General features: G+C 60.3%; 19 protein-coding genes. 3 read left to right on the top strand and 16 right to left on the bottom strand.

Annotation, left to right across the window (positions count from 1 at the left end):
- Positions 1-5: 5 nt before the first annotated feature.
- Together OU993_RS24730 and OU993_RS24725 are read left to right on the top strand one after the other, a co-directional pair.
- Positions 6-1202, top strand: a complete 1197-nt coding sequence (locus OU993_RS24730) for a bifunctional 2-C-methyl-D-erythritol 4-phosphate cytidylyltransferase/2-C-methyl-D-erythritol 2,4-cyclodiphosphate synthase (protein ID WP_268161577.1) — start codon at positions 6-8, stop codon at positions 1200-1202.
- Positions 1199-1699 carry a CinA family protein gene (locus OU993_RS24725; protein WP_268161576.1) on the top strand — a complete coding sequence of 167 codons (501 nt, stop codon included), beginning with the start codon at positions 1199-1201 and terminating at the stop codon, positions 1697-1699. The genes OU993_RS24730 and OU993_RS24725 overlap by 4 nt, the downstream gene beginning before the upstream one ends.
- Here OU993_RS24725 and OU993_RS24720 read toward each other — a convergent pair.
- From OU993_RS24720 to eno, 13 genes are all read right to left on the bottom strand, one after another.
- Positions 1690-2133, bottom strand: a complete 444-nt coding sequence (locus tag OU993_RS24720; RefSeq protein ID WP_268161575.1) for a type II toxin-antitoxin system RatA family toxin — start codon at positions 2131-2133, stop codon at positions 1690-1692. The two genes, OU993_RS24725 and OU993_RS24720, sit on opposite strands and share 10 nt — an antisense overlap.
- 160 nt (positions 2134-2293) lie before the next feature.
- Positions 2294-2695 (bottom strand): hypothetical protein, encoded by a 402-nt coding sequence (locus OU993_RS24715; protein WP_268161574.1) that lies wholly within the window; start codon positions 2693-2695, stop codon positions 2294-2296.
- Positions 2696-2704: 9 nt separating this feature from the next.
- Positions 2705-3682 carry a lipoyl synthase gene (gene lipA / locus OU993_RS24710; RefSeq protein WP_268161573.1) on the bottom strand — a complete coding sequence of 326 codons (978 nt, stop codon included), beginning with the start codon at positions 3680-3682 and terminating at the stop codon, positions 2705-2707.
- Positions 3683-3718: 36 nt separating this feature from the next.
- Positions 3719-3967, bottom strand: a complete 249-nt coding sequence (locus tag OU993_RS24705; protein WP_268161572.1) for a GlsB/YeaQ/YmgE family stress response membrane protein — start codon at positions 3965-3967, stop codon at positions 3719-3721.
- A gap of 77 nt (positions 3968-4044) precedes the next feature.
- Entirely contained in the window at positions 4045-5490 is a 1446-nt protein-coding gene (gene lpdA / locus OU993_RS24700) for a dihydrolipoyl dehydrogenase (protein ID WP_268161571.1), read from the bottom strand.
- An 85-nt stretch (positions 5491-5575) separates the two neighbouring features.
- A complete protein-coding gene (locus tag OU993_RS24695) occupies positions 5576-5842 on the bottom strand; it encodes a YdcH family protein (RefSeq protein ID WP_268161570.1) in 267 nt (88 codons plus the stop codon).
- 98 nt (positions 5843-5940) lie between these two features.
- Complete coding sequence (locus OU993_RS24690) at positions 5941-6579, bottom strand: SGNH/GDSL hydrolase family protein (protein ID WP_268161569.1); 639 nt, start codon at positions 6577-6579, stop codon at positions 5941-5943.
- A gap of 7 nt (positions 6580-6586) precedes the next feature.
- Positions 6587-6820, bottom strand: a complete 234-nt coding sequence (locus tag OU993_RS24685) for a hypothetical protein (protein ID WP_268161568.1) — start codon at positions 6818-6820, stop codon at positions 6587-6589.
- A 90-nt stretch (positions 6821-6910) separates the two neighbouring features.
- A complete protein-coding gene (locus OU993_RS24680; RefSeq protein ID WP_268161567.1) occupies positions 6911-8248 on the bottom strand; it encodes a pyruvate dehydrogenase complex dihydrolipoamide acetyltransferase in 1338 nt (445 codons plus the stop codon).
- 15 nt (positions 8249-8263) lie between these two features.
- Positions 8264-9673 carry a pyruvate dehydrogenase complex E1 component subunit beta gene (locus tag OU993_RS24675; protein WP_268161566.1) on the bottom strand — a complete coding sequence of 470 codons (1410 nt, stop codon included), beginning with the start codon at positions 9671-9673 and terminating at the stop codon, positions 8264-8266.
- A gap of 18 nt (positions 9674-9691) precedes the next feature.
- Positions 9692-10732: a pyruvate dehydrogenase (acetyl-transferring) E1 component subunit alpha gene (pdhA, locus tag OU993_RS24670; protein ID WP_268161565.1), complete on the bottom strand. Its 1041-nt coding sequence runs from the start codon at positions 10730-10732 to the stop codon at positions 9692-9694.
- Positions 10733-10877: 145 nt separating this feature from the next.
- Positions 10878-11195, bottom strand: coding sequence for an FtsB family cell division protein (locus OU993_RS24665; protein ID WP_268161564.1), 318 nt, complete (start codon positions 11193-11195; stop codon positions 10878-10880).
- Positions 11196-11352: 157 nt separating this feature from the next.
- Positions 11353-12627: a phosphopyruvate hydratase gene (gene eno / locus OU993_RS24660; RefSeq protein WP_268161563.1), complete on the bottom strand. Its 1275-nt coding sequence runs from the start codon at positions 12625-12627 to the stop codon at positions 11353-11355.
- A 309-nt stretch (positions 12628-12936) separates the two neighbouring features.
- Between eno and OU993_RS24655 the strand changes: the two genes are divergently transcribed.
- On the top strand, positions 12937-14757 hold the full coding sequence (locus OU993_RS24655) for a methyl-accepting chemotaxis protein (RefSeq protein WP_268161562.1): 1821 nt from the start codon (positions 12937-12939) through the stop codon (positions 14755-14757).
- Positions 14758-14812: 55 nt separating this feature from the next.
- Here OU993_RS24655 and kdsA read toward each other — a convergent pair whose 3' ends face one another.
- The 3 genes from kdsA to OU993_RS24640 form a co-directional block, all read right to left on the bottom strand.
- Complete coding sequence (kdsA, locus tag OU993_RS24650) at positions 14813-15661, bottom strand: 3-deoxy-8-phosphooctulonate synthase (protein WP_268161561.1); 849 nt, start codon at positions 15659-15661, stop codon at positions 14813-14815.
- A gap of 376 nt (positions 15662-16037) precedes the next feature.
- Positions 16038-16430 carry a helix-turn-helix domain-containing protein gene (locus OU993_RS24645; protein ID WP_268161560.1) on the bottom strand — a complete coding sequence of 131 codons (393 nt, stop codon included), beginning with the start codon at positions 16428-16430 and terminating at the stop codon, positions 16038-16040.
- Positions 16431-16501: 71 nt separating this feature from the next.
- A complete protein-coding gene (locus OU993_RS24640; protein WP_268161559.1) occupies positions 16502-17080 on the bottom strand; it encodes a hypothetical protein in 579 nt (192 codons plus the stop codon).
- Positions 17081-17168: the final 88 nt, after the last annotated feature.

Here is a 17168-nt window from a genome sequence, read left to right as displayed (position 1 = left end):
CACGCATGATCATTGGAACAGTCATCGTTGCCGCCGGACGCGGCGAACGCGCCGGAACGCCGCAAGAAGGGCCGAAACAGTATCGCCGGATCGGCGGCGAGCCGGTGATCCGGCACACCCTGCGCCAGTTCCTCACCTGGCAGCAGGCCGGGCCGATCGTCGTCGTCATCCACCCGGATGACCAGACGCTGTTTGCCGAGGCGTGCGAGAACCTGGCTGAGGCTGGGCGCATCCTGACGACGTTCGGCGGCGCGACGCGGCAGCAATCGGTCCTCGAAGGCCTGCGTTGCCTTTCGCAGACGGACGCCACGCATGTGATGATCCACGATGCCGCACGACCGTTCATTGGCCACGACCTTCTGAACCGTATCGCAGCCGAACTCGAGAGCGGCGAGGCCGCCGTGCTTCCGGCCCTTCCCGTCACGGACACGCTGAAGCGGGCGGGCCTCGACGCGACCGTCGAAACCACCGTCGCGCGCGCCGGCCTCTGGGCGGCACAGACCCCACAGAGTTTTGCACTGCCTGCGATCCTGGATGCCCATCTACGGGCGGCCTCTTCGGACCGCCACGACTTCACCGATGACGCATCGATTGCCGAATGGGCAGGAATTCCGGTGCGACTGGTCGAAGGTTCGCCCGACAATGTGAAACTGACGCTTAGACGAGACATCACCATGGCCGATGAAAAACTGTCCCGCCACCCTGCCCTGCCGGATGTCCGCACCGGCAATGGTTATGACGTCCACCAGCTCGTCGAAGGTGATGGCGTGACGCTTTGCGGCGTGTTCATGCCGCATGACCAGAAGCTCAGCGGCCACTCCGATGCCGATGTTGCGCTGCACGCGCTGACGGATGCCCTGCTCGCTACCTGCGGCGCGGGTGACATCGGTGATCATTTCCCGCCATCCGACCCGCAGTGGAAAGGCGCCGCCTCGCGGATCTTCCTCGCCCATGCGGCGGAGATCGTCCGCCAGCACGGCGGCATCATCACCAATGCCGATGTCTCGATCATCGCGGAGGCCCCGAAGGTGGGCCCGCACCGTGAGGCGATGCGACAGAACCTCTCGGATATCCTCGGCATTTCGATCGACCGTTGTTCGATCAAGGCGACGACCAACGAAAAGATCGGTTTCATCGGTCGCAAGGAAGGCATTGCCGCCATCGCCACGGCAACCGTCGTCTACGGGGTGCTGTCCTCATGACCGCCCTCCCGCCGGATAGTGTTCAGCTCGCCGAACAGGTCATTGCCGCCTACCGCGACAGGGGCTGGATGATCGCAACGGCAGAATCCTGCACCGGCGGCCTGATTGCCGGGGCGCTGACGGAAATCGCCGGCTCCTCCGCCGTGGTCGACCGCGGTTTCATCACCTACAGCAATCAAGCGAAGATGGATCTTCTGGGCGTGATGCCCGTAACGCTCGACGCTTATGGCGCAGTCTCATGCGAAACGGCGCTGCAGATGGTCAAGGGTGCGCTTTGGCGCTCAGCCGCCGATTGCGCCGTTGCAGTGACGGGGATTGCCGGTCCTGGCGGCGGCTCGAGCGAGAAGCCCGTCGGGCTCGTCCATCTCGCAGCCTTGAGCCGCGGCGGCAGGATGATCCACCGCGAGATGCGGTATGGTGATCTCGGCCGAGACCGCGTGCGGCTCGCCACGATCCACACCGCGCTCGAACTTCTGCTGGAGCTTGTTCAGGCGTAGATCTTGTCCGCACGCGCCTCGAAGGCTTCGGCGAACATGCGGAAGGCACGATCAAACATGGAGCCCATCACTGCGCCAAGAATGCGGCTCTTGAATTCGTAGTCGATGTAGAAGTCGACCACGCAGCCCTGCGGTGCCGGCTGGAACCGCCAGCGGTTGTCGAGATACTTGAACGGACCTTCGATGTATTTCACATCGATGACCAGTTCCGCCGGATTGAGCAGGACCTGGGTGGTGAAGGTTTCGCGGATCGCCTTGTATCCGACCGTCATATCGGCCAGAAGCAGCGTCTTCCCATCACGTTCCTTGCGCGAGCGCACGGTCAGCGCATCGCAGAGCGGCAAGAACTGGGGATATTTCTCCACATCGGCGACAAGCGCGAACATGTCTTCCGGAGAATGTCTGACGGGGCGGTGATTTTCAAACTTCGGCATGGGTTTCAGCTAATGGCGAACAGGATCATTGGCAAGTGACAGTTGGTCGCTGCACCAGCCTTTCCCCGACGCACTGGTGTTGAAGCGTCAAAACAGCGCTCGCCCGGCATAGAGCAGATGTACCGCATTTACTATTCTTCCCTCGGCTTAAAATTGTCTTTCAGCAAAGTCTTGACGAAACAACGTCACGAATGTGATCAAGGGCGAAAAGAGATGCCCACATCGGCAGAGAGACAAAGTCCGGCGTTGCATAGAGTACAGGACATACGACATGGATGATTTCACGCATATCATGCAATTGCTCGAGGGGGCTCGGCAACTTGCGGACATGAACAAGCTGCCGGTGCTTGCCTACCTCGTCGGCGTTGCCAAGGAAGAAGCACGGGCACACCGTTTTGCCCTGCGAGAAAGGAAGAACGGAGAAACCAGGACCGTCTGTCACAAGGAAACCTGACAGGTCTTTCTGTTTGCCTCGCGCGCCTTTGCCTTCCAGAAAAGAATCCGCGACAGGTTTTGCTGCGCTTGGCCATTCGGTGGCGGCGGCCGATAAAAGCGCCGTCACCGGCGCCCCTTATTCGGCTGCCGCCAGCACCTTCTTTTCGCGGGCCGCCTTCAACCGGGCGAAATCATCACCGGCATGGTGCGAGGAACGCGTGAGCGGGCTCGACGAGACCATCAGGAAGCCCTTGGTATAGGCGACGGTCTCGTAGGACTTGAATTCTTCCGGCGTAACGAACTTTTCGACCTTGTGATGTTTGCGGGTCGGCTGGAGATACTGGCCGATCGTCAGGAAATCGACGTCTGCGGTGCGCAGGTCGTCCATCAGCTGCAGGACTTCGTTGCGCTCTTCGCCGAGGCCGACCATGATGCCGGACTTGGTGAACATCGTCGGGTCGAGTTCCTTCACCCGCTGCAGCAGGCGCACCGAATGGAAGTAGCGCGCGCCGGGGCGTACCGTCAGGTAATTGCCGGGCACGGTTTCCATATTGTGGTTGAAGACATCGGGCTTGGCGGCGACGACACGCTCCAACGCGCCCGGCTTCTTCAAAAAGTCCGGCGTCAGGATCTCGATCGTCGTCATCGGCGAGGCGGCGCGGATCGCCCAGATCACCTTCTCAAAGTGCTCGGCGCCGCCATCCTCCAGATCGTCGCGGTCGACGGAGGTGATGACGACGTGGCTGAGCCCCATCTGGCGCACGGCCTTGGCCACGTTTTCCGGCTCGTCCTGATCCAGCGCGTTCGGCTTGCCTGTCGCCACGTTGCAGAAGGCACAGGCGCGCGTACAGATCTCGCCCATGATCATGAAGGTCGCGTGTTTCTTGTCCCAGCACTCGCCGATGTTCGGGCAGCCGGCCTCCTCGCAAACGGTCACCAGCTTGTGGCTGCGCACCAGTTCACGGGTTTCCTGATAGCCCTTGGACGTCGGCGCCTTGACGCGGATCCACTCGGGCTTGCGCATGACTTCCGTATCCGGACGATGCGCCTTTTCCGGATGGCGAACGCGCTTTGCATCATCCGGCAAGGCGGTGCGATCAAGAATGGTGACCATGATAACCTGCTTTCAAGGCCGGCCGAGACCGGCGAATTAGCGTCTGACGAGTTTGGCGACAAATAACAGAGCACAGGCGCCGATGAAACCGCTGACCAGCCCGCCCCACACACCGGGTTCAACCCAGATGCCGGCCCGCTGGAAGATCGCGCTGGCAAGCGCTGCCCCGACCACGCCAATGACGATGTTCATGAACACACCAAAGCGTAGATCCATCAACATGCCGGCCAGCCATCCGGCGAGACCGCCGATGATGATCGTGCCGAAGAAACCCAAACCTTCCATGACCGCCCTCCGTTTTGGACACTCATATGGTCGCTTCCGCGCCCCGACACAATGGCGGAGCGCGGTACAAGACGAACTCAGGCGTTCAGGACGCGACCATAGGCGTCGAGCACACTTTCCTTCATCATTTCCGAGAGCGTCGGATGCGGGAAGATGGTGTGCATCAGCTCTTCTTCCGTCGTCTCCAGGTTCATGGCGACGACAAAACCCTGGATGAGTTCGGTGACTTCCGCACCGACCATATGGGCGCCGAGCAGTTCGCCGGTCTTCTTGTCGAAGATCGTCTTGATCATGCCCTGGTCCTCGCCGAGCGCGATCGCCTTGCCGTTGGCAGCAAAGGAATAACGGCCGACGCGGATCTCGCGACCTTCGGCTTTTGCCTTGGCTTCCGTCAGGCCGACAGAGGCGACCTGCGGGTTGCAATAGGTGCAGCCCGGAATCTTTGCCTTGTCCATCGGGTGAACGCCCGGCACGCCTGCAATCTTCTCGATGCAGATGACGCCTTCATGCTCGGCCTTGTGGGCAAGCATCGGCGGACCGGCGACATCGCCGATCGCGTAGAGGCCGGGCACATTCGTTTTGCCGTAACCGTCGATGACGATGCAGCCACGGTCGGTCTTGACGCCCAGGGTCTCGAGACCGAGGTTTTCGATATTGCCCTGCACGCCGACAGCCGAGATCAGGCGATCTGCGGTGATCTGGCTCACCTTGCCGTCCTTCGTCTCGACGTGGGCGGTGATTGAATTCGCGCCCTTCTCGACCTTGGAGACCTTGGCCTCGGTGATGATCTTCAGGCCGCGCTTTTCCAGCTGCTTGCGGGCGAAGGTAGAGATTTCAACGTCTTCAACCGGCATGATGTTCGGCATCAGTTCGACGACGGTCACATCGACGCCCATCGAGCGGTAGAAGGACGCGAATTCGATGCCGATGGCGCCGGACCCCATGACAACGATCGATTTCGGCATGAAGTCCGGCTTCATGGCCTCGAAATAGGTCCAGATCAGCTTGCCGTCCGGCTCAATGCCGGGCAGCGCGCGGGGACGGGCACCGGTCGCAACGATGATGTGCTTGGCCGTGTAGGTGCCCTCGCCCAGCACGCCCTTCGGAACCGGGTTCTGCGGCTGAACCGCCGGCTTCGACGACGGGCCAACGACGATCTCGCCGGGCTTGGTGAGCTTCGCTTCACCCCAGATCACGTCGACCTTGTTTTTCTTCATGAGGAACGCCACGCCGCCATTGAGGCGGGCGGATACGCCGCGCGAACGGGCGACGACATCCTTCACGTCGGCGGTCATGGTGCCGTTCAGCGTCAGGCCGTAAGCCTTGGCGTGATTGGCATGATCAAGGATTTCAGCCGAGCGCAGCAGTGCCTTGGTCGGGATGCAGCCCCAGTTCAGGCAGATGCCGCCCAGATGCTCGCGCTCCACGATGGCCGTTTTCAGGCCAAGCTGTGCTGCACGGATGGCGGTGACATAACCGCCGGGGCCGGAGCCGATGATGATGACGTCATAGGATTGAGCCATGGGCGCTTCCACTCCTTCCAGAATTTGTCGAACCGGCCCTTGGCCGTCGTCTTTGTTCGTATCGGGAGTGGAAGCGGCGGACTGGTCAGGCTTCGGCCTCTTCGACCAGCGGCTCCGCCCGCGTCAACATCCCGTGTATTTCATCCTTCAGGGCCAGGCGCTGCTTGCGCAGGTTTGCCATGTGGACGTCGTCGCAAGGCTCCAGATCCGTTTCAGCCAGATGGATGCGATGATTGACGTCCTCATATTGGCTTGCCAGCCGGTGAAAGTGACCGTCCGTCTCCCGCAGGTGGCGCATCTGACCGAGATGCTCCGGAAATTCCTCTGCAAGATGGTGTGGCGTGTTCGACATGATCGTCCCTCCGTCTTCGTGACATCGAGTGTCATGCTACTCTCACCGTTTGCCTGTTCTCCTTGACCCTGATCAATCTTCCCTTGTTCGGTCGCGTCTCAAACCCCGAGCATCATACGCACGATGGGCTCCAGACCGCGGCCAACGGCCCGCGTATTCTCCGCATCGAGGTGGATGCCATCGAGCGGTGTCGTCTTCGCCACCGATCCGGCATCGAAGAAACCGCAGCCTGCCTCGTCGGCGAGATCACGGTAGAGGCTGGCGAGCATCGCCGATTCGTCCAGTGCACCGCGAAACATCGCGGCAAACTGCACATTCGCCGTCTCGCAAGTCTTTGGCGGCGCGACGATCAGGATATCCGGTCCGTCGAAATCGAAACCCCAGGCGTGATGGCGGATGAGTTGCACCAACCGCTTCATGCCGCTTGCCGCGAGTGCCGCAGACCCGGCAATGCCCCGCTTCATGTCGTTGGTGCCGAGCATCAGGATGACCAGATCCAGCGGCTTGTGCGTCTCCAACACGCTCGGCAGCAGTTTCGCGCCGTTGCGTTCACAATCGGCGAGATGATCGTCATAGGCCGTAGTGCGACCGTTCAATCCTTCCGGGATGACCCGCACACCATGGCCCAAGCCCTTCTGCAGCACGCTCGTCCAGCGGTCCTCATAGGCATGCCGACCGAGCGACACGGGATCATATCCCCAGGTCAGGCTGTCACCGAAGGCGAGGATGGATTTCATGTCTCGGTCACTTCGCCTTCGTGAAATCATCGAACCTGCGTTCGAGAGTGGCAAGCCGTTCCTCGAAATCGCCGATGACGAATTTGGACATCAGACTGTCTGCCGAAAGAGCGTTGCGGAAGCTCTTCTGCCCCTCCTCCAGCTTTTCAAGCCGTTGATTGACAGTAGCAAAGCCCTCCTGCATTTCCGTGCGCATTTCGCGCAGCATCGGCAGGATCATCTGACCCGGTTCCTTCGTCATCGTCACTACCCTCGCTGTGCGTGATTGGCCCTTTTATAAATAGGGCCAATCCGACGCAAATTCACGCCCGCACGGCAGCGGATCTGCCGATTACACCAGCATGCCCATCGGGTTTTCGATGTAACGCTTGAAGGCGCCGAGCAGTTCGGCTCCCAGCGCGCCATCGACGCAGCGGTGGTCGGTGGAGAGCGTGACCGACATGACGTTGGCGATCTTCATCTCGCCATTCTTCACCACGACCCGTTCCTCGCCCGAACCGACCGCCAGGATGGTGGCATGCGGCGGGTTGACGACGGCGGCGAAGTTCTTCACGCCCATCATGCCCATGTTGGACACGGCGGTGGTGCCGCCCTGATACTCTTCCGGCTTCAGCTTGCGGTCTTTCGCCCGCTTGCCGAGATCCTTCATCTCGTTGGAGATGGCAGACAGGCTCTTGAGCTCTGCCTTGCGGATGATCGGGGTGATGAGACCGCCCGGGATCGACACGGCAACGCCGACATCGGCATGCTTGTGCTTCACCATGTTGGCATCCGTCCAGGAAACGTTGGCCTCCGGCACGTCACGCAGGGCCAGTGCCATGGCCTTGATGACCATGTCGTTGACCGAAAGCTTGTAGGCCGGCGCGCCATCCTTGCGGGGAGCAGCATCGTTCAGCTGGGCACGCAGGGCGAGCAGCGCATCCAGTTCGCAGTCCACGGTGACGTAGAAATGCGGAATGGTCTGCTTGCTTTCCTGCAGGCGCTTGGCAATCGTCTTGCGCATGCCGTCATGCGGCACGAGTTCGTACGAACCCGGCTCGAACAGTTTCAGAACCGCATCCTCGGACATGCCCTTGGCAAGCGTCGGAGCAGCCGCCGATGCGGCAGCGGCCGGCGCAGCCGCCGGTGCGGCCTTGGCGGAACCGCCAGCGACGGCTTTTTCGACATCCGACTTCACGACGCGGCCCTTCGGACCGGAGCCGGACACCTTGGTGATGTCGATGCCGGCTTCCTTGGCCACACGACGGGCGAGCGGCGACGAAAAGACGCGTTCGCCAGAGGCGGCGGCAGGAGCCGGAGAAGCCGCAGGGGCAGCCGCCGGCGTTTGAGCCGCGGCGGGCGCCGCCTCGGCCTTGGCCGGAGCCGCTTCGGCCTTCGGTGCGGGCGCGGCAGCACCACCGCCAGCGGCAGCGGCTGCCACATCCTCGCCGTCTGCGGCAAGGATCGCGATCAGCGCATTGACCTTGACGGCCTCGGTGCCGGCCGGCACGACGATCTTGGCGACAACGCCTTCATCGACGGCTTCGACTTCCATCGTCGCCTTGTCGGTCTCGATTTCGGCGATCACATCGCCGGACTTGACCGTGTCGCCTTCCTTGACGAGCCACTTGGCGAGATTGCCCTCTTCCATCGTCGGAGAGAGGGCGGGCATGGTGATGTTGATCGGCATGAGCCTGCCCTCCCGTTACTTGTAGCAGACGGCTTTGACGGCCTGGACCACTTCGCCGACATTCGGCAGAGCGAGCTTCTCAAGATTGGCCGCATACGGCATCGGTACATCCTTGCCGGCAATCGTCAGAACCGGGGCGTCGAGATAATCGAATGCCTCGCGCTGCACGGTGTTGGCGATGAAATCGCCGACCGACGACTGCGGGAAACCTTCCTCGATCGTCACCAGACGGCCGGTCTTCTTGACCGAGGCGATGACGGTCGGAAGATCCATCGGACGCAGCGTGCGCAGATCGATCAATTCGACATCGATGCCGGCCTGTTCCAGTTCGGCGACAGCCTTGACCGCATAGGTCATGCCGATGCCCCAGGAGACGAGCGTGACATCCTTGCCGGCGCGGTGAATGCGCGCCTTGCCGATCGGCAGCACGAAATCATCCATCTTCGGCACTTCGAAGGACTGGCCGTAAAGGATTTCGTTTTCCAGGAAGATGACCGGGTTCGGATCGCGGATCGCCGCCTTCAGGAGACCCTTGGCATCGGCCGCTGTGTAAGGCTGGATCACCTTGAGACCCGGAATGTGGCTGTACCAGGCGCCATAATCCTGGCTGTGCTGGGCGGCAACGCGGGCAGCCGCGCCGTTCGGACCACGGAACACCATCGGTGCGCCCATCTGGCCGCCCGACATGTAGAGGGTCTTGGCAGCCGAATTGATGATCTGGTCGATTGCCTGCATGGCGAAGTTGAAGGTCATGAATTCGACGATCGGCTTCAGGCCGGCCATGGCCGCACCGACACCGACGCCGGCAAAACCGTGTTCGGTGATCGGGGTGTCGATGACGCGGTTGGCGCCGAATTCCTGCAGCAGGCCCTGGGTGATCTTGTAGGCGCCCTGGTATTCGGCGACCTCTTCACCCATGACGAAGACGTCCGGATCGCGGCGCATTTCTTCCGCCATGGCGTCACGCAGCGCTTCACGCACCGTCGTCATCACCATTTCGGTGCCAGCCGGAATGTCCGGATCGGCTGCAACCTCGGTCTTCGGCTGGGCCGGGACCTTGTTGTCGGCAGACGAGGCCGGCTCGTCGGCGGCTTCGCGCGCCTTGCCGCCCGCGGCATCGGAGGTTGCCGCCGGAGTGTCGGCATCGGCCTTCGGTGCGGCAGCCATGGCGTCGGCGCTTTCGCCTTCCTGCAGAAGGACGGCGATCGGCGTGTTGACCTTGACGTTTTCGGTGCCGGCATCGATCAGCAGCTTGCCGATGACGCCTTCGTCGACAGCTTCCACTTCCATGGTCGCCTTGTCGGTTTCGATTTCGGCGATCACGTCGCCGGAGGTGACCTTGTCACCTTCCTTCTTCAGCCACTTGGACAGCGTGCCTTCTTCCATGGTCGGAGAGAGGGCGGGCATGAGGATATTGATCGGCATGAGGTTCCCTCCCCGAAATCAGAGCAGAATGTCGGTGTAGAGCTCGGATACATCCGGCTCCGGATCGTTCTGGGCGAAATCGGCCGAGTCGGCCACGACGTCGCGGACATCCTTGTCGATGGCCTTCAACTCGTCTTCCGAGGCCCAGCCCTTTTCCACCAGACGCAACCGCACCTGCTCGATCGGGTCATGTTCGGAGCGCATCTTCTGCACTTCATCCTTGGAGCGATACTTCGCCGGGTCGGACATCGAGTGACCGCGATAACGATAGGTCAGCATTTCCAGGATGATCGGACCCTTGCCGGAGCGGCAATGTTCGACAGCCTCGTCGGCCGCCGCCTTGACGGCGCGCACATCCATGCCATCGACCTGCATGCCCGGAATGCCGAAGGAGGCGCCGCGCTGCGAGAAATCCGTCTGAGCCGAGGCACGCGATACGGCGGTACCCATAGCGTAGCGGTTGTTCTCGATCACGTAGATGACCGGGAGCTTCCACAGCTGCGCCATGTTGAAGCTTTCATAGACCTGGCCCTGGTTGGCCGCACCGTCGCCGAAATAGGCGAGCGAGACATTGTCATTGCCGCGATACTTGTTGGCAAAACCGAGACCGGTACCGAGCGAGACCTGGGCGCCAACGATGCCGTGGCCGCCGTAGAAATGCTTTTCCTTGGAGAACATGTGCATCGAGCCACCCTTCCCCTTGGAAAGACCGCCGCGACGACCCGTAAGTTCCGCCATGACGCCACGCGCGCTCATGCCGCAGGCGAGCATATGGCCGTGGTCGCGATAACCGGTGATGACCTGGTCGCCTTCTTTCAGCGCCATCTGCATGCCGACAACGACAGCTTCCTGACCGATGTAGAGGTGACAGAAACCGCCGATGAAGCCCATGCCATACAGCTGGCCGGCCTTTTCTTCGAAGCGGCGGATGAGCAGCATCTCGCGATAGGCCTTCAGTTCTTCGGCCTTGTCGAAGTCAGCGATTGCTCCACCATTGGATTTTGCAGGCTTTGCCGCCGTCTTGCGACCGGCTGCCGACGCGGCTTGCTTGGGCGCCATTCATAACCTCCCTGCGAGTTTGTTTGGTTGCGACTACCATAGGCAAGAAAGCATAGGCCAGCAATGCCATAAATGCATGGCTCACATGATTATTAAACCTATGAAATCATGGAGAAAACACTGAATTAACCAGAATTCGGTTAATTCAGAAGTAGCTGTTGAAGATCACGATTTCATCGTCACGCGAGACATTCAGCTGATATCGCGCGATTTCATCCAGCATGTCCTTTTCCAGCGATCCGTCGCTCATCAGCTGGACCTGCCTCTCCAAGGCCTCCCGCTTCTTGACCAACTTGGCCAGTTCGGCATCGCGGTCAAGACGCATGCGCTCGAATTTCTCGGTCGCGACGAGACCAAGATCGCCATGCACGGAATGATAGCCGAAATAGGAGACGAAGGCGACGGTGATGGCGGGAAGAACCAGGCGGCCGAATTTTCGTTTTTTATGATGTCTCGTCCACATGCGAGAATGTGCCCTGCAACGCATTACGTCTGATGACGATGGCAGAACATGCTTAAGCAATCGTTGACCGGACACCGAAACCGACGACTGCTCGGGAATCAAAAATGGCGGCGCCTCGCAGCGCCGCCATCAACTCGGAAAGGACGATTTCGCCCGATCAACCCTTCAGGATCGACCGGCCGGCATAGCTGGCCTGCGGGCCCAGCAGTTCCTCGATACGGATCAGCTGGTTGTACTTGGCGATCCGGTCGGAGCGTGACAGCGAGCCCGTCTTGATCTGTCCGCAATTGGTGGCAACCGCCAGATCGGCGATCGTCGAATCTTCCGTTTCGCCCGAGCGGTGCGACATGACGGCGGTGTAACCGGCCTTGTGGGCGGTCTCGACAGCGTCGAGGGTCTCCGTCAGCGAACCGATCTGGTTGACCTTGACGAGGATCGAATTGCCGACGCCCATCTTGATACCGTCACGCAGGCGGGCCGAATTGGTGACGAAAAGGTCGTCGCCAACGAGCTGGACCTTGGAACCGATCTTGTCGGTCAGGTACTTCCAGCCGTCCCAGTCATCTTCCGCCATGCCGTCCTCGATCGAGATGATCGGATACTTGGCGGCCAGTTCGGCGAGGTAATCGGCCATGGCTTCCGGCTCCAGCGTACGACCCTCGCCTTCCAGGGCGTATTTGCCGTCCTTGAAGAATTCGGTCGAAGCGCAGTCGAGCGCGAGCTGGATATCGTCGCCCGGACGGTAGCCGGCCTTTTCGATCGACTTCATGATGAAGTCGAGGGCTTCCGGCGCGCTCTTGAGACCCGGTGCGAAACCGCCCTCATCGCCGACGTTCGTGTTGTGACCGCCGGCTGCCAGTTCCTTCTTCAGAACGTGGAACACTTCCGAGCCCATGCGCACGGCGTCACGGATGCTGTCCGCGCCAACGGGCATGATCATGAATTCCTGGAAGTCGATCGGGTTGTCGGCATGCGCGCCACCATTGATGATGTTCATCATCGGAACCGGCAGAAGTCGGGCATTCGGGCCGCCGACATACCGGAACAGCGGCAGGCCGGACGATTCGGCGGCAGCCTTGGCAACGGCGAGCGAGACACCGAGGATGGCGTTGGCGCCGAGACGCGACTTGTTCGGCGTGCCGTCCAGCTGGCACATCAGGTTGTCGATCAGGATCTGGTTTTCGGCATCATGGCCGCCGATCGCATCGAAGATCTCGCCGTTGACGGCTTCGACCGCCTTTTCAACGCCCTTGCCATGATAACGTTTGCCGCCATCACGAAGCTCGACAGCTTCGTGTGCACCGGTGGAGGCACCCGAAGGGACGGCAGCGCGGCCCATACTACCATCTTCAAGGTGGACATCGACTTCGACGGTCGGATTTCCGCGGCTGTCGAGGATTTCGCGCGCGATGATATCGGTAATGGCTGTCATGGCTTTTCCTGCTGATAAGTGCGGTGGAAATTACCGCCTGTCTTAGCCGAGGTTACAGAAAATACAATGGCAGGAGGATGACAACTACGGTGTGCGCTCTGCACCCGGCACGTCATCTGGCGAGTAAACAATACAGTTCGTATATCCAAAAAATATCAGAATCGGAAAAACGCAACAACTTCTGCTGGTTACGCAGTGCACACAGAAGAAGATTCATTGTTTCTCAATAAAGTAATCTCAAATTCCCTGCCATTGGAGAAACAATGCCTGATTCGTTTGAGTCAGATTTTATTCGGTGGGAACAGCCTGATGAAAATAACGATTGCCCGCAGTCTCATTCTCTTTGGCTGTCTCGTCGGAGCCGGTCTTGCAACCGCGGTCGGCATCCAAAGTCGGGCCTTCGAGCGTCTACGGGTAAACGGTCCAGTCTATCAGCAGGTCATTTACGGAAAAGATCTGGTCGCGGATATTCTTCCGCCGCCGCTTTTTCTTGTCGAAGCTTATCTTCTGGCGACGGAGGGTGCCTATCACCCTCAATCGGCGAAGGGAAATATTCAGAAGATTGCCGATCTGAAGAAAAGCTATGAGGAACGGAAGGCCTATTGGCCGGCAACGGATCTTGCCGTCAACCTCAAGGATCAGCTCGCCAGATCCGTCGAACCCACATCGGAGACCTTCTGGCGGATCATAGACGGTCCCTATTCCGCAGCGATCGCGTCCGGCGACGCAAATCAGGTCCGCGAAGCGGTAACGGCCCTGCAGACGGCCTTCCACAAACACCAGGAAGAAGTCGTCAAACTTGTCGCAAGCGCCAACACCTTTCTCGCAGAGGCGGAGAAGCAGGCGGCGAGTGAAACAAGCTGGTTGACAGCGTTGTCACTGATTGCCGCCCTTGGCGCGACCACGGTGCTCGTGCTCGGGCTCTACGGCATGCACCGTCGCGCCATCCGTCCGCTGACCGGCATGCGCGACTATATGAGCATTCTCGCCAAGGGCGACTATACGCAGCCCGTCCCCTATAACGACCGCGGTGACGAAATCGGCGAAATGTCCGATGCCGTGACCGTCTTCCGCGAAAACGCCCTGGAGCGAATCGCGGCGCGCAAACGCCAGGAAACGGATCGGGAAAACGCGCTTCTGGCCGAACGCGCAGAAATGGCACGCCGGAGCAAGGAGGATGCGGATCGCGCCAGCGTCATCGAAACACTGAGCGCCGGGCTGGAGCGCCTGTCGCGCGGTGATCTGACAGCGCGCATCGAAGAGCCATTCTCCCCGGACTACGAACGATTGAGGGCGCAGTTCAACAGCAGCCTTCAGGCGCTGGAACAGACACTGGCCTATATTTCCGAGACGATGAGCGTGGTGCGCGCCGGTGTTTCCAGCATCGCGGCGGGAACCAGCGAACTGTCGCAGAGAACCGAAACGCAGGCCGCTTCACTGGAAGAAGCCGCATCCGCTCTTGGCGAAGTGACGACGACCGTCAGAACAACGGTCGATCATGCCCGAAACGCCAATGCCCGTATGACGGAAACAAAACAAGGGACGGAGAAATCGACGCGCATCGTCCGCGAAGCGGTCTCGGCCATGTCGAAGATTGAGGAATCCTCCGCACAAATCCGCCAGATCATCGGTGTCATCGACGAAATTGCCTTCCAGACGAACCTGCTGGCGCTGAACGCCGGCGTTGAAGCGGCGCGTGCCGGCGAGGCCGGCAAGGGTTTTGCCGTCGTCGCGCAGGAAGTGCGTGAACTGGCCGGCCGATCCTCCAGCGCCGCAAAAGAAATCCGTCAGCTCATCGATACATCGACCACCCAGGTGGACACGGGCGTCACGCTCGTCAATCGCACCGGCGAGACGTTGAGCGTCATCGAGGAGCAGATGGGCGCCGTATCGGGTCTGATCGAGCTGATCGTCGGACTTGCCAGCACACAATCGACGGCGCTGGCCGAGATCAGCCACGCGGTCAACGACATGGATCAGGTCACACAGCGTAATGCCGCCATGGCTGAAGAAGCCAACGCCTCCTGCCAGGAACTGGCCGAACAGGCGCAGGATCTCAGCCGCCAGATGTCCCGCTTCGAGATCAGCAAGACATCGGGTCCAAAGACGACACTTCGTATGGCGTCCTAACGTCCTTTCGGTGGCGATCCGAGGGCGAGCGCTTCGCCCTCGCGATCTTCCGGTATCAGGGCGCCTTCGCGACGGCATCGAGTGCCATCAACTTTTCCAGAAGACGTTCGAGATCGGCAAGCCGGACCATGTTCGGACCATCGGATGGAGCATTGTCCGGGTCGTCATGCGCTTCGATGAAGAGGCCGGCAACGCCGACGGCAACGGCGGCACGCGCCAGCGTCTCGACGAAACGACGTTCACCGCCGGTCGAACCACCCTGCCCGCCCGGCTGCTGCACGGAATGGGTCGCATCGAAGATGACCGGCGCGCCCATGCCCGCCATGATCGGCAGAGACCGCATGTCGGAAACCAGCGTGTTGTAGCCGAAGGAGGCGCCGCGTTCGCACAGCAGCACATTCGGATTGCCGCTGTCCGTGAACTTGGCCAGCACGTTCTTCATGTCCCAGGGCGCGAGGAACTGGCCTTTCTTCACATTGATGACACGGCCGGTCTTCGCCGCCGCAACCAGCAGATCCGTCTGCCGGCACAAAAAGGCCGGGATCTGCAAAATGTCGACCGTCTCAGACACGATCGCGCACTGTTCTTCGGTGTGAATGTCGGTGAGAACCGGAAAACCGAATTCCTTCTTCAGGTCGACAAAGACCTCCATTGCCTTGTCGAGCCCGATGCCACGTTTGCCAGACAGCGAGGTGCGGTTGGCCTTGTCGAAGGAGGATTTGTAGACAAGGCCGATGCCCAGACGGTCACAGATCTCCTTGATGGCACCCGCCATCATGAAGGCGTGGTCGCGGCTTTCCATCTGGCAGGGGCCGCAGATCAGCGAAAAGGGCGCGCTGTTGGAAAACACCACGCGGGAGGCGCCCTCACCGACCACAACTTTCGGATTGGCGTTCATCGACATCTGCTGCTCCTCGATACCTGAAGGAAACCAGCCCCTGGGCCGGTGTTTCGACAAAGGCGCGCAGCCTTGTCCGTGATGGCACGCTGATTAGCAGTGCTTTGCACCGCTGTCACCGGCAGATCGGATGCGGCTGCAGCAAATGCAAGCCCGTTGGCGCGGGAATGGCGAATCGACCGGCAAAGCAGATAGAATGGCGACGACCATGACGCTGTCGATGCCCTTCTTTACTCAAGGGAGACATGCGGACCGCAGAAAACCCACCTATTGTGCTGAATATCAATAATCTGGAACGTAGGCATTTATCTCGGAATATCCGCCATTACCCGACTATGTCCGACCAGTCTCAGCCACATCTGACAGCTGGTGACGAGGCCAATCAGAAAAATCCGGCCTTCCGCATCTTATCAACGAAGCGATAGATGGACGAACGCGACGGCGAGCGTTCTCCGAACTTCTCGACACAAGCCGCGTGGACGGCAGCGACGGTCATTGTCTGATACGAGGTCATGATGAAATTCGCCAGTTCGGGATTGAGGCCGATGCCGTAGCGCGATGCCGCCCGATAGGCCGAAATATTGATTCGTGACCGAGAGGCTGCGGCATCACTTTTCAGCTTGGTATATTCGGCAATCGATATTGACACGTTCCCTTCAGGGAATGCGTACCGGCTGCACCTGTCGCACTTCTCCAGTGCAACCGTCACGGCGGCGGCTCTGTCTTCGGTTTCACTCATCCCTTGAACCGCGGGATCTTGTTTTGGCTCAGACATTCAATTTTCCTCGTTAGCGCATTACCGGCATCTGGTAAGGCCTCGCTCCTGATCTGCCGAGGCGGAAGGCGTCAGCCCAGCCTTCTGATGATACGCGCCTTCAGCTTGTCGGCACCGGTCTCAGTCACTCGCAGACGGATGGCAACCTGTCGCACAGTCAGTCCTTGCTCAAAGTAGTTCGCCGCGAGACATTCCCTGTCCAGCGGCACACGGATGCAGCTGCCGCCATAAAGCTTCGAAAGCTTGAGGGCATCGTCGTAATCAAGGGCGCGCAAGATCTCCGAACCATCCACGTTCTGAGGTACATACAACCGCGTGCCGCCGTGGTGTTCGATCAGAAGATAGTAGGCTTTGGCGCCGAGTATGCTACGAAGCCGCTCGGAAGTTACTGTGTCTTCCGTCCACTCTCTCGTGGGGCCCCTAGCGATAGCGATGTCCTTCGCCTTCACCACGCCGCTCAGGCCCATCAGTTCGGCCACCTGAAGGATTCCCTTCATTTTCCGTTTGACGTAGGGCGTTCCCTTTTGCGTCCAGTCCTCCCGTAGCGCCGTCAGAACATCGCCCGTGGGAATGCCCAGGCGCTCGGCAACAGCCATAGCGGCGATAGACTTTTCGGACCGACCGAAAACCGTCTTGCTCGAATTCGCCATCACACGGTCCCTTCCAGAAAGTGTCACCGGCAGCGCCATGCAGCCAACGCTGCCGGTGACGAGGTGGCCGGACTGGCACGGCCACATG

Origin of the sequence: Rhizobium sp. SL86 (genome assembly GCF_026672545.1) — a bacterium.
Classification (GTDB): domain Bacteria; phylum Pseudomonadota; class Alphaproteobacteria; order Rhizobiales; family Rhizobiaceae; genus Neorhizobium.
Note: the sequence above shows the minus strand (reverse complement) of the source record. Positions and strands in the feature narration are given on the sequence as shown.

Excerpts from the sequence above, each read along its gene's own strand:
- OU993_RS24730 (WP_268161577.1), top strand. The coding sequence starts at position 6 with ATGATCATTGGAACAGTCATCGTTGCCGCCGGACGCGGCGAACGCGCC.
- OU993_RS24725 (WP_268161576.1), top strand. The coding sequence starts at position 1,199 with ATGACCGCCCTCCCGCCGGATAGTGTTCAGCTCGCCGAACAGGTCATT.
- OU993_RS24720 (WP_268161575.1), bottom strand. The coding sequence starts at position 2,133 with ATGCCGAAGTTTGAAAATCACCGCCCCGTCAGACATTCTCCGGAAGAC.
- lipA (WP_268161573.1), bottom strand. The coding sequence starts at position 3,682 with ATGGTCACCATTCTTGATCGCACCGCCTTGCCGGATGATGCAAAGCGC.
- OU993_RS24705 (WP_268161572.1), bottom strand. The coding sequence starts at position 3,967 with ATGGAAGGTTTGGGTTTCTTCGGCACGATCATCATCGGCGGTCTCGCC.
- lpdA (WP_268161571.1), bottom strand. The coding sequence starts at position 5,490 with ATGGCTCAATCCTATGACGTCATCATCATCGGCTCCGGCCCCGGCGGT.
- OU993_RS24695 (WP_268161570.1), bottom strand. The coding sequence starts at position 5,842 with ATGTCGAACACGCCACACCATCTTGCAGAGGAATTTCCGGAGCATCTC.
- OU993_RS24690 (WP_268161569.1), bottom strand. The coding sequence starts at position 6,579 with ATGAAATCCATCCTCGCCTTCGGTGACAGCCTGACCTGGGGATATGAT.
- OU993_RS24685 (WP_268161568.1), bottom strand. The coding sequence starts at position 6,820 with ATGACGAAGGAACCGGGTCAGATGATCCTGCCGATGCTGCGCGAAATG.
- OU993_RS24680 (WP_268161567.1), bottom strand. The coding sequence starts at position 8,248 with ATGCCGATCAACATCACCATGCCCGCCCTCTCTCCGACGATGGAAGAG.
- OU993_RS24675 (WP_268161566.1), bottom strand. The coding sequence starts at position 9,673 with ATGCCGATCAATATCCTCATGCCCGCCCTCTCTCCGACCATGGAAGAA.
- pdhA (WP_268161565.1), bottom strand. The coding sequence starts at position 10,732 with ATGGCGCCCAAGCAAGCCGCGTCGGCAGCCGGTCGCAAGACGGCGGCA.
- OU993_RS24665 (WP_268161564.1), bottom strand. The coding sequence starts at position 11,195 with ATGTGGACGAGACATCATAAAAAACGAAAATTCGGCCGCCTGGTTCTT.
- eno (WP_268161563.1), bottom strand. The coding sequence starts at position 12,627 with ATGACAGCCATTACCGATATCATCGCGCGCGAAATCCTCGACAGCCGC.
- OU993_RS24655 (WP_268161562.1), top strand. The coding sequence starts at position 12,937 with ATGAAAATAACGATTGCCCGCAGTCTCATTCTCTTTGGCTGTCTCGTC.
- kdsA (WP_268161561.1), bottom strand. The coding sequence starts at position 15,661 with ATGTCGATGAACGCCAATCCGAAAGTTGTGGTCGGTGAGGGCGCCTCC.
- OU993_RS24645 (WP_268161560.1), bottom strand. The coding sequence starts at position 16,430 with ATGTCTGAGCCAAAACAAGATCCCGCGGTTCAAGGGATGAGTGAAACC.
- OU993_RS24640 (WP_268161559.1), bottom strand. The coding sequence starts at position 17,080 with ATGGCGAATTCGAGCAAGACGGTTTTCGGTCGGTCCGAAAAGTCTATC.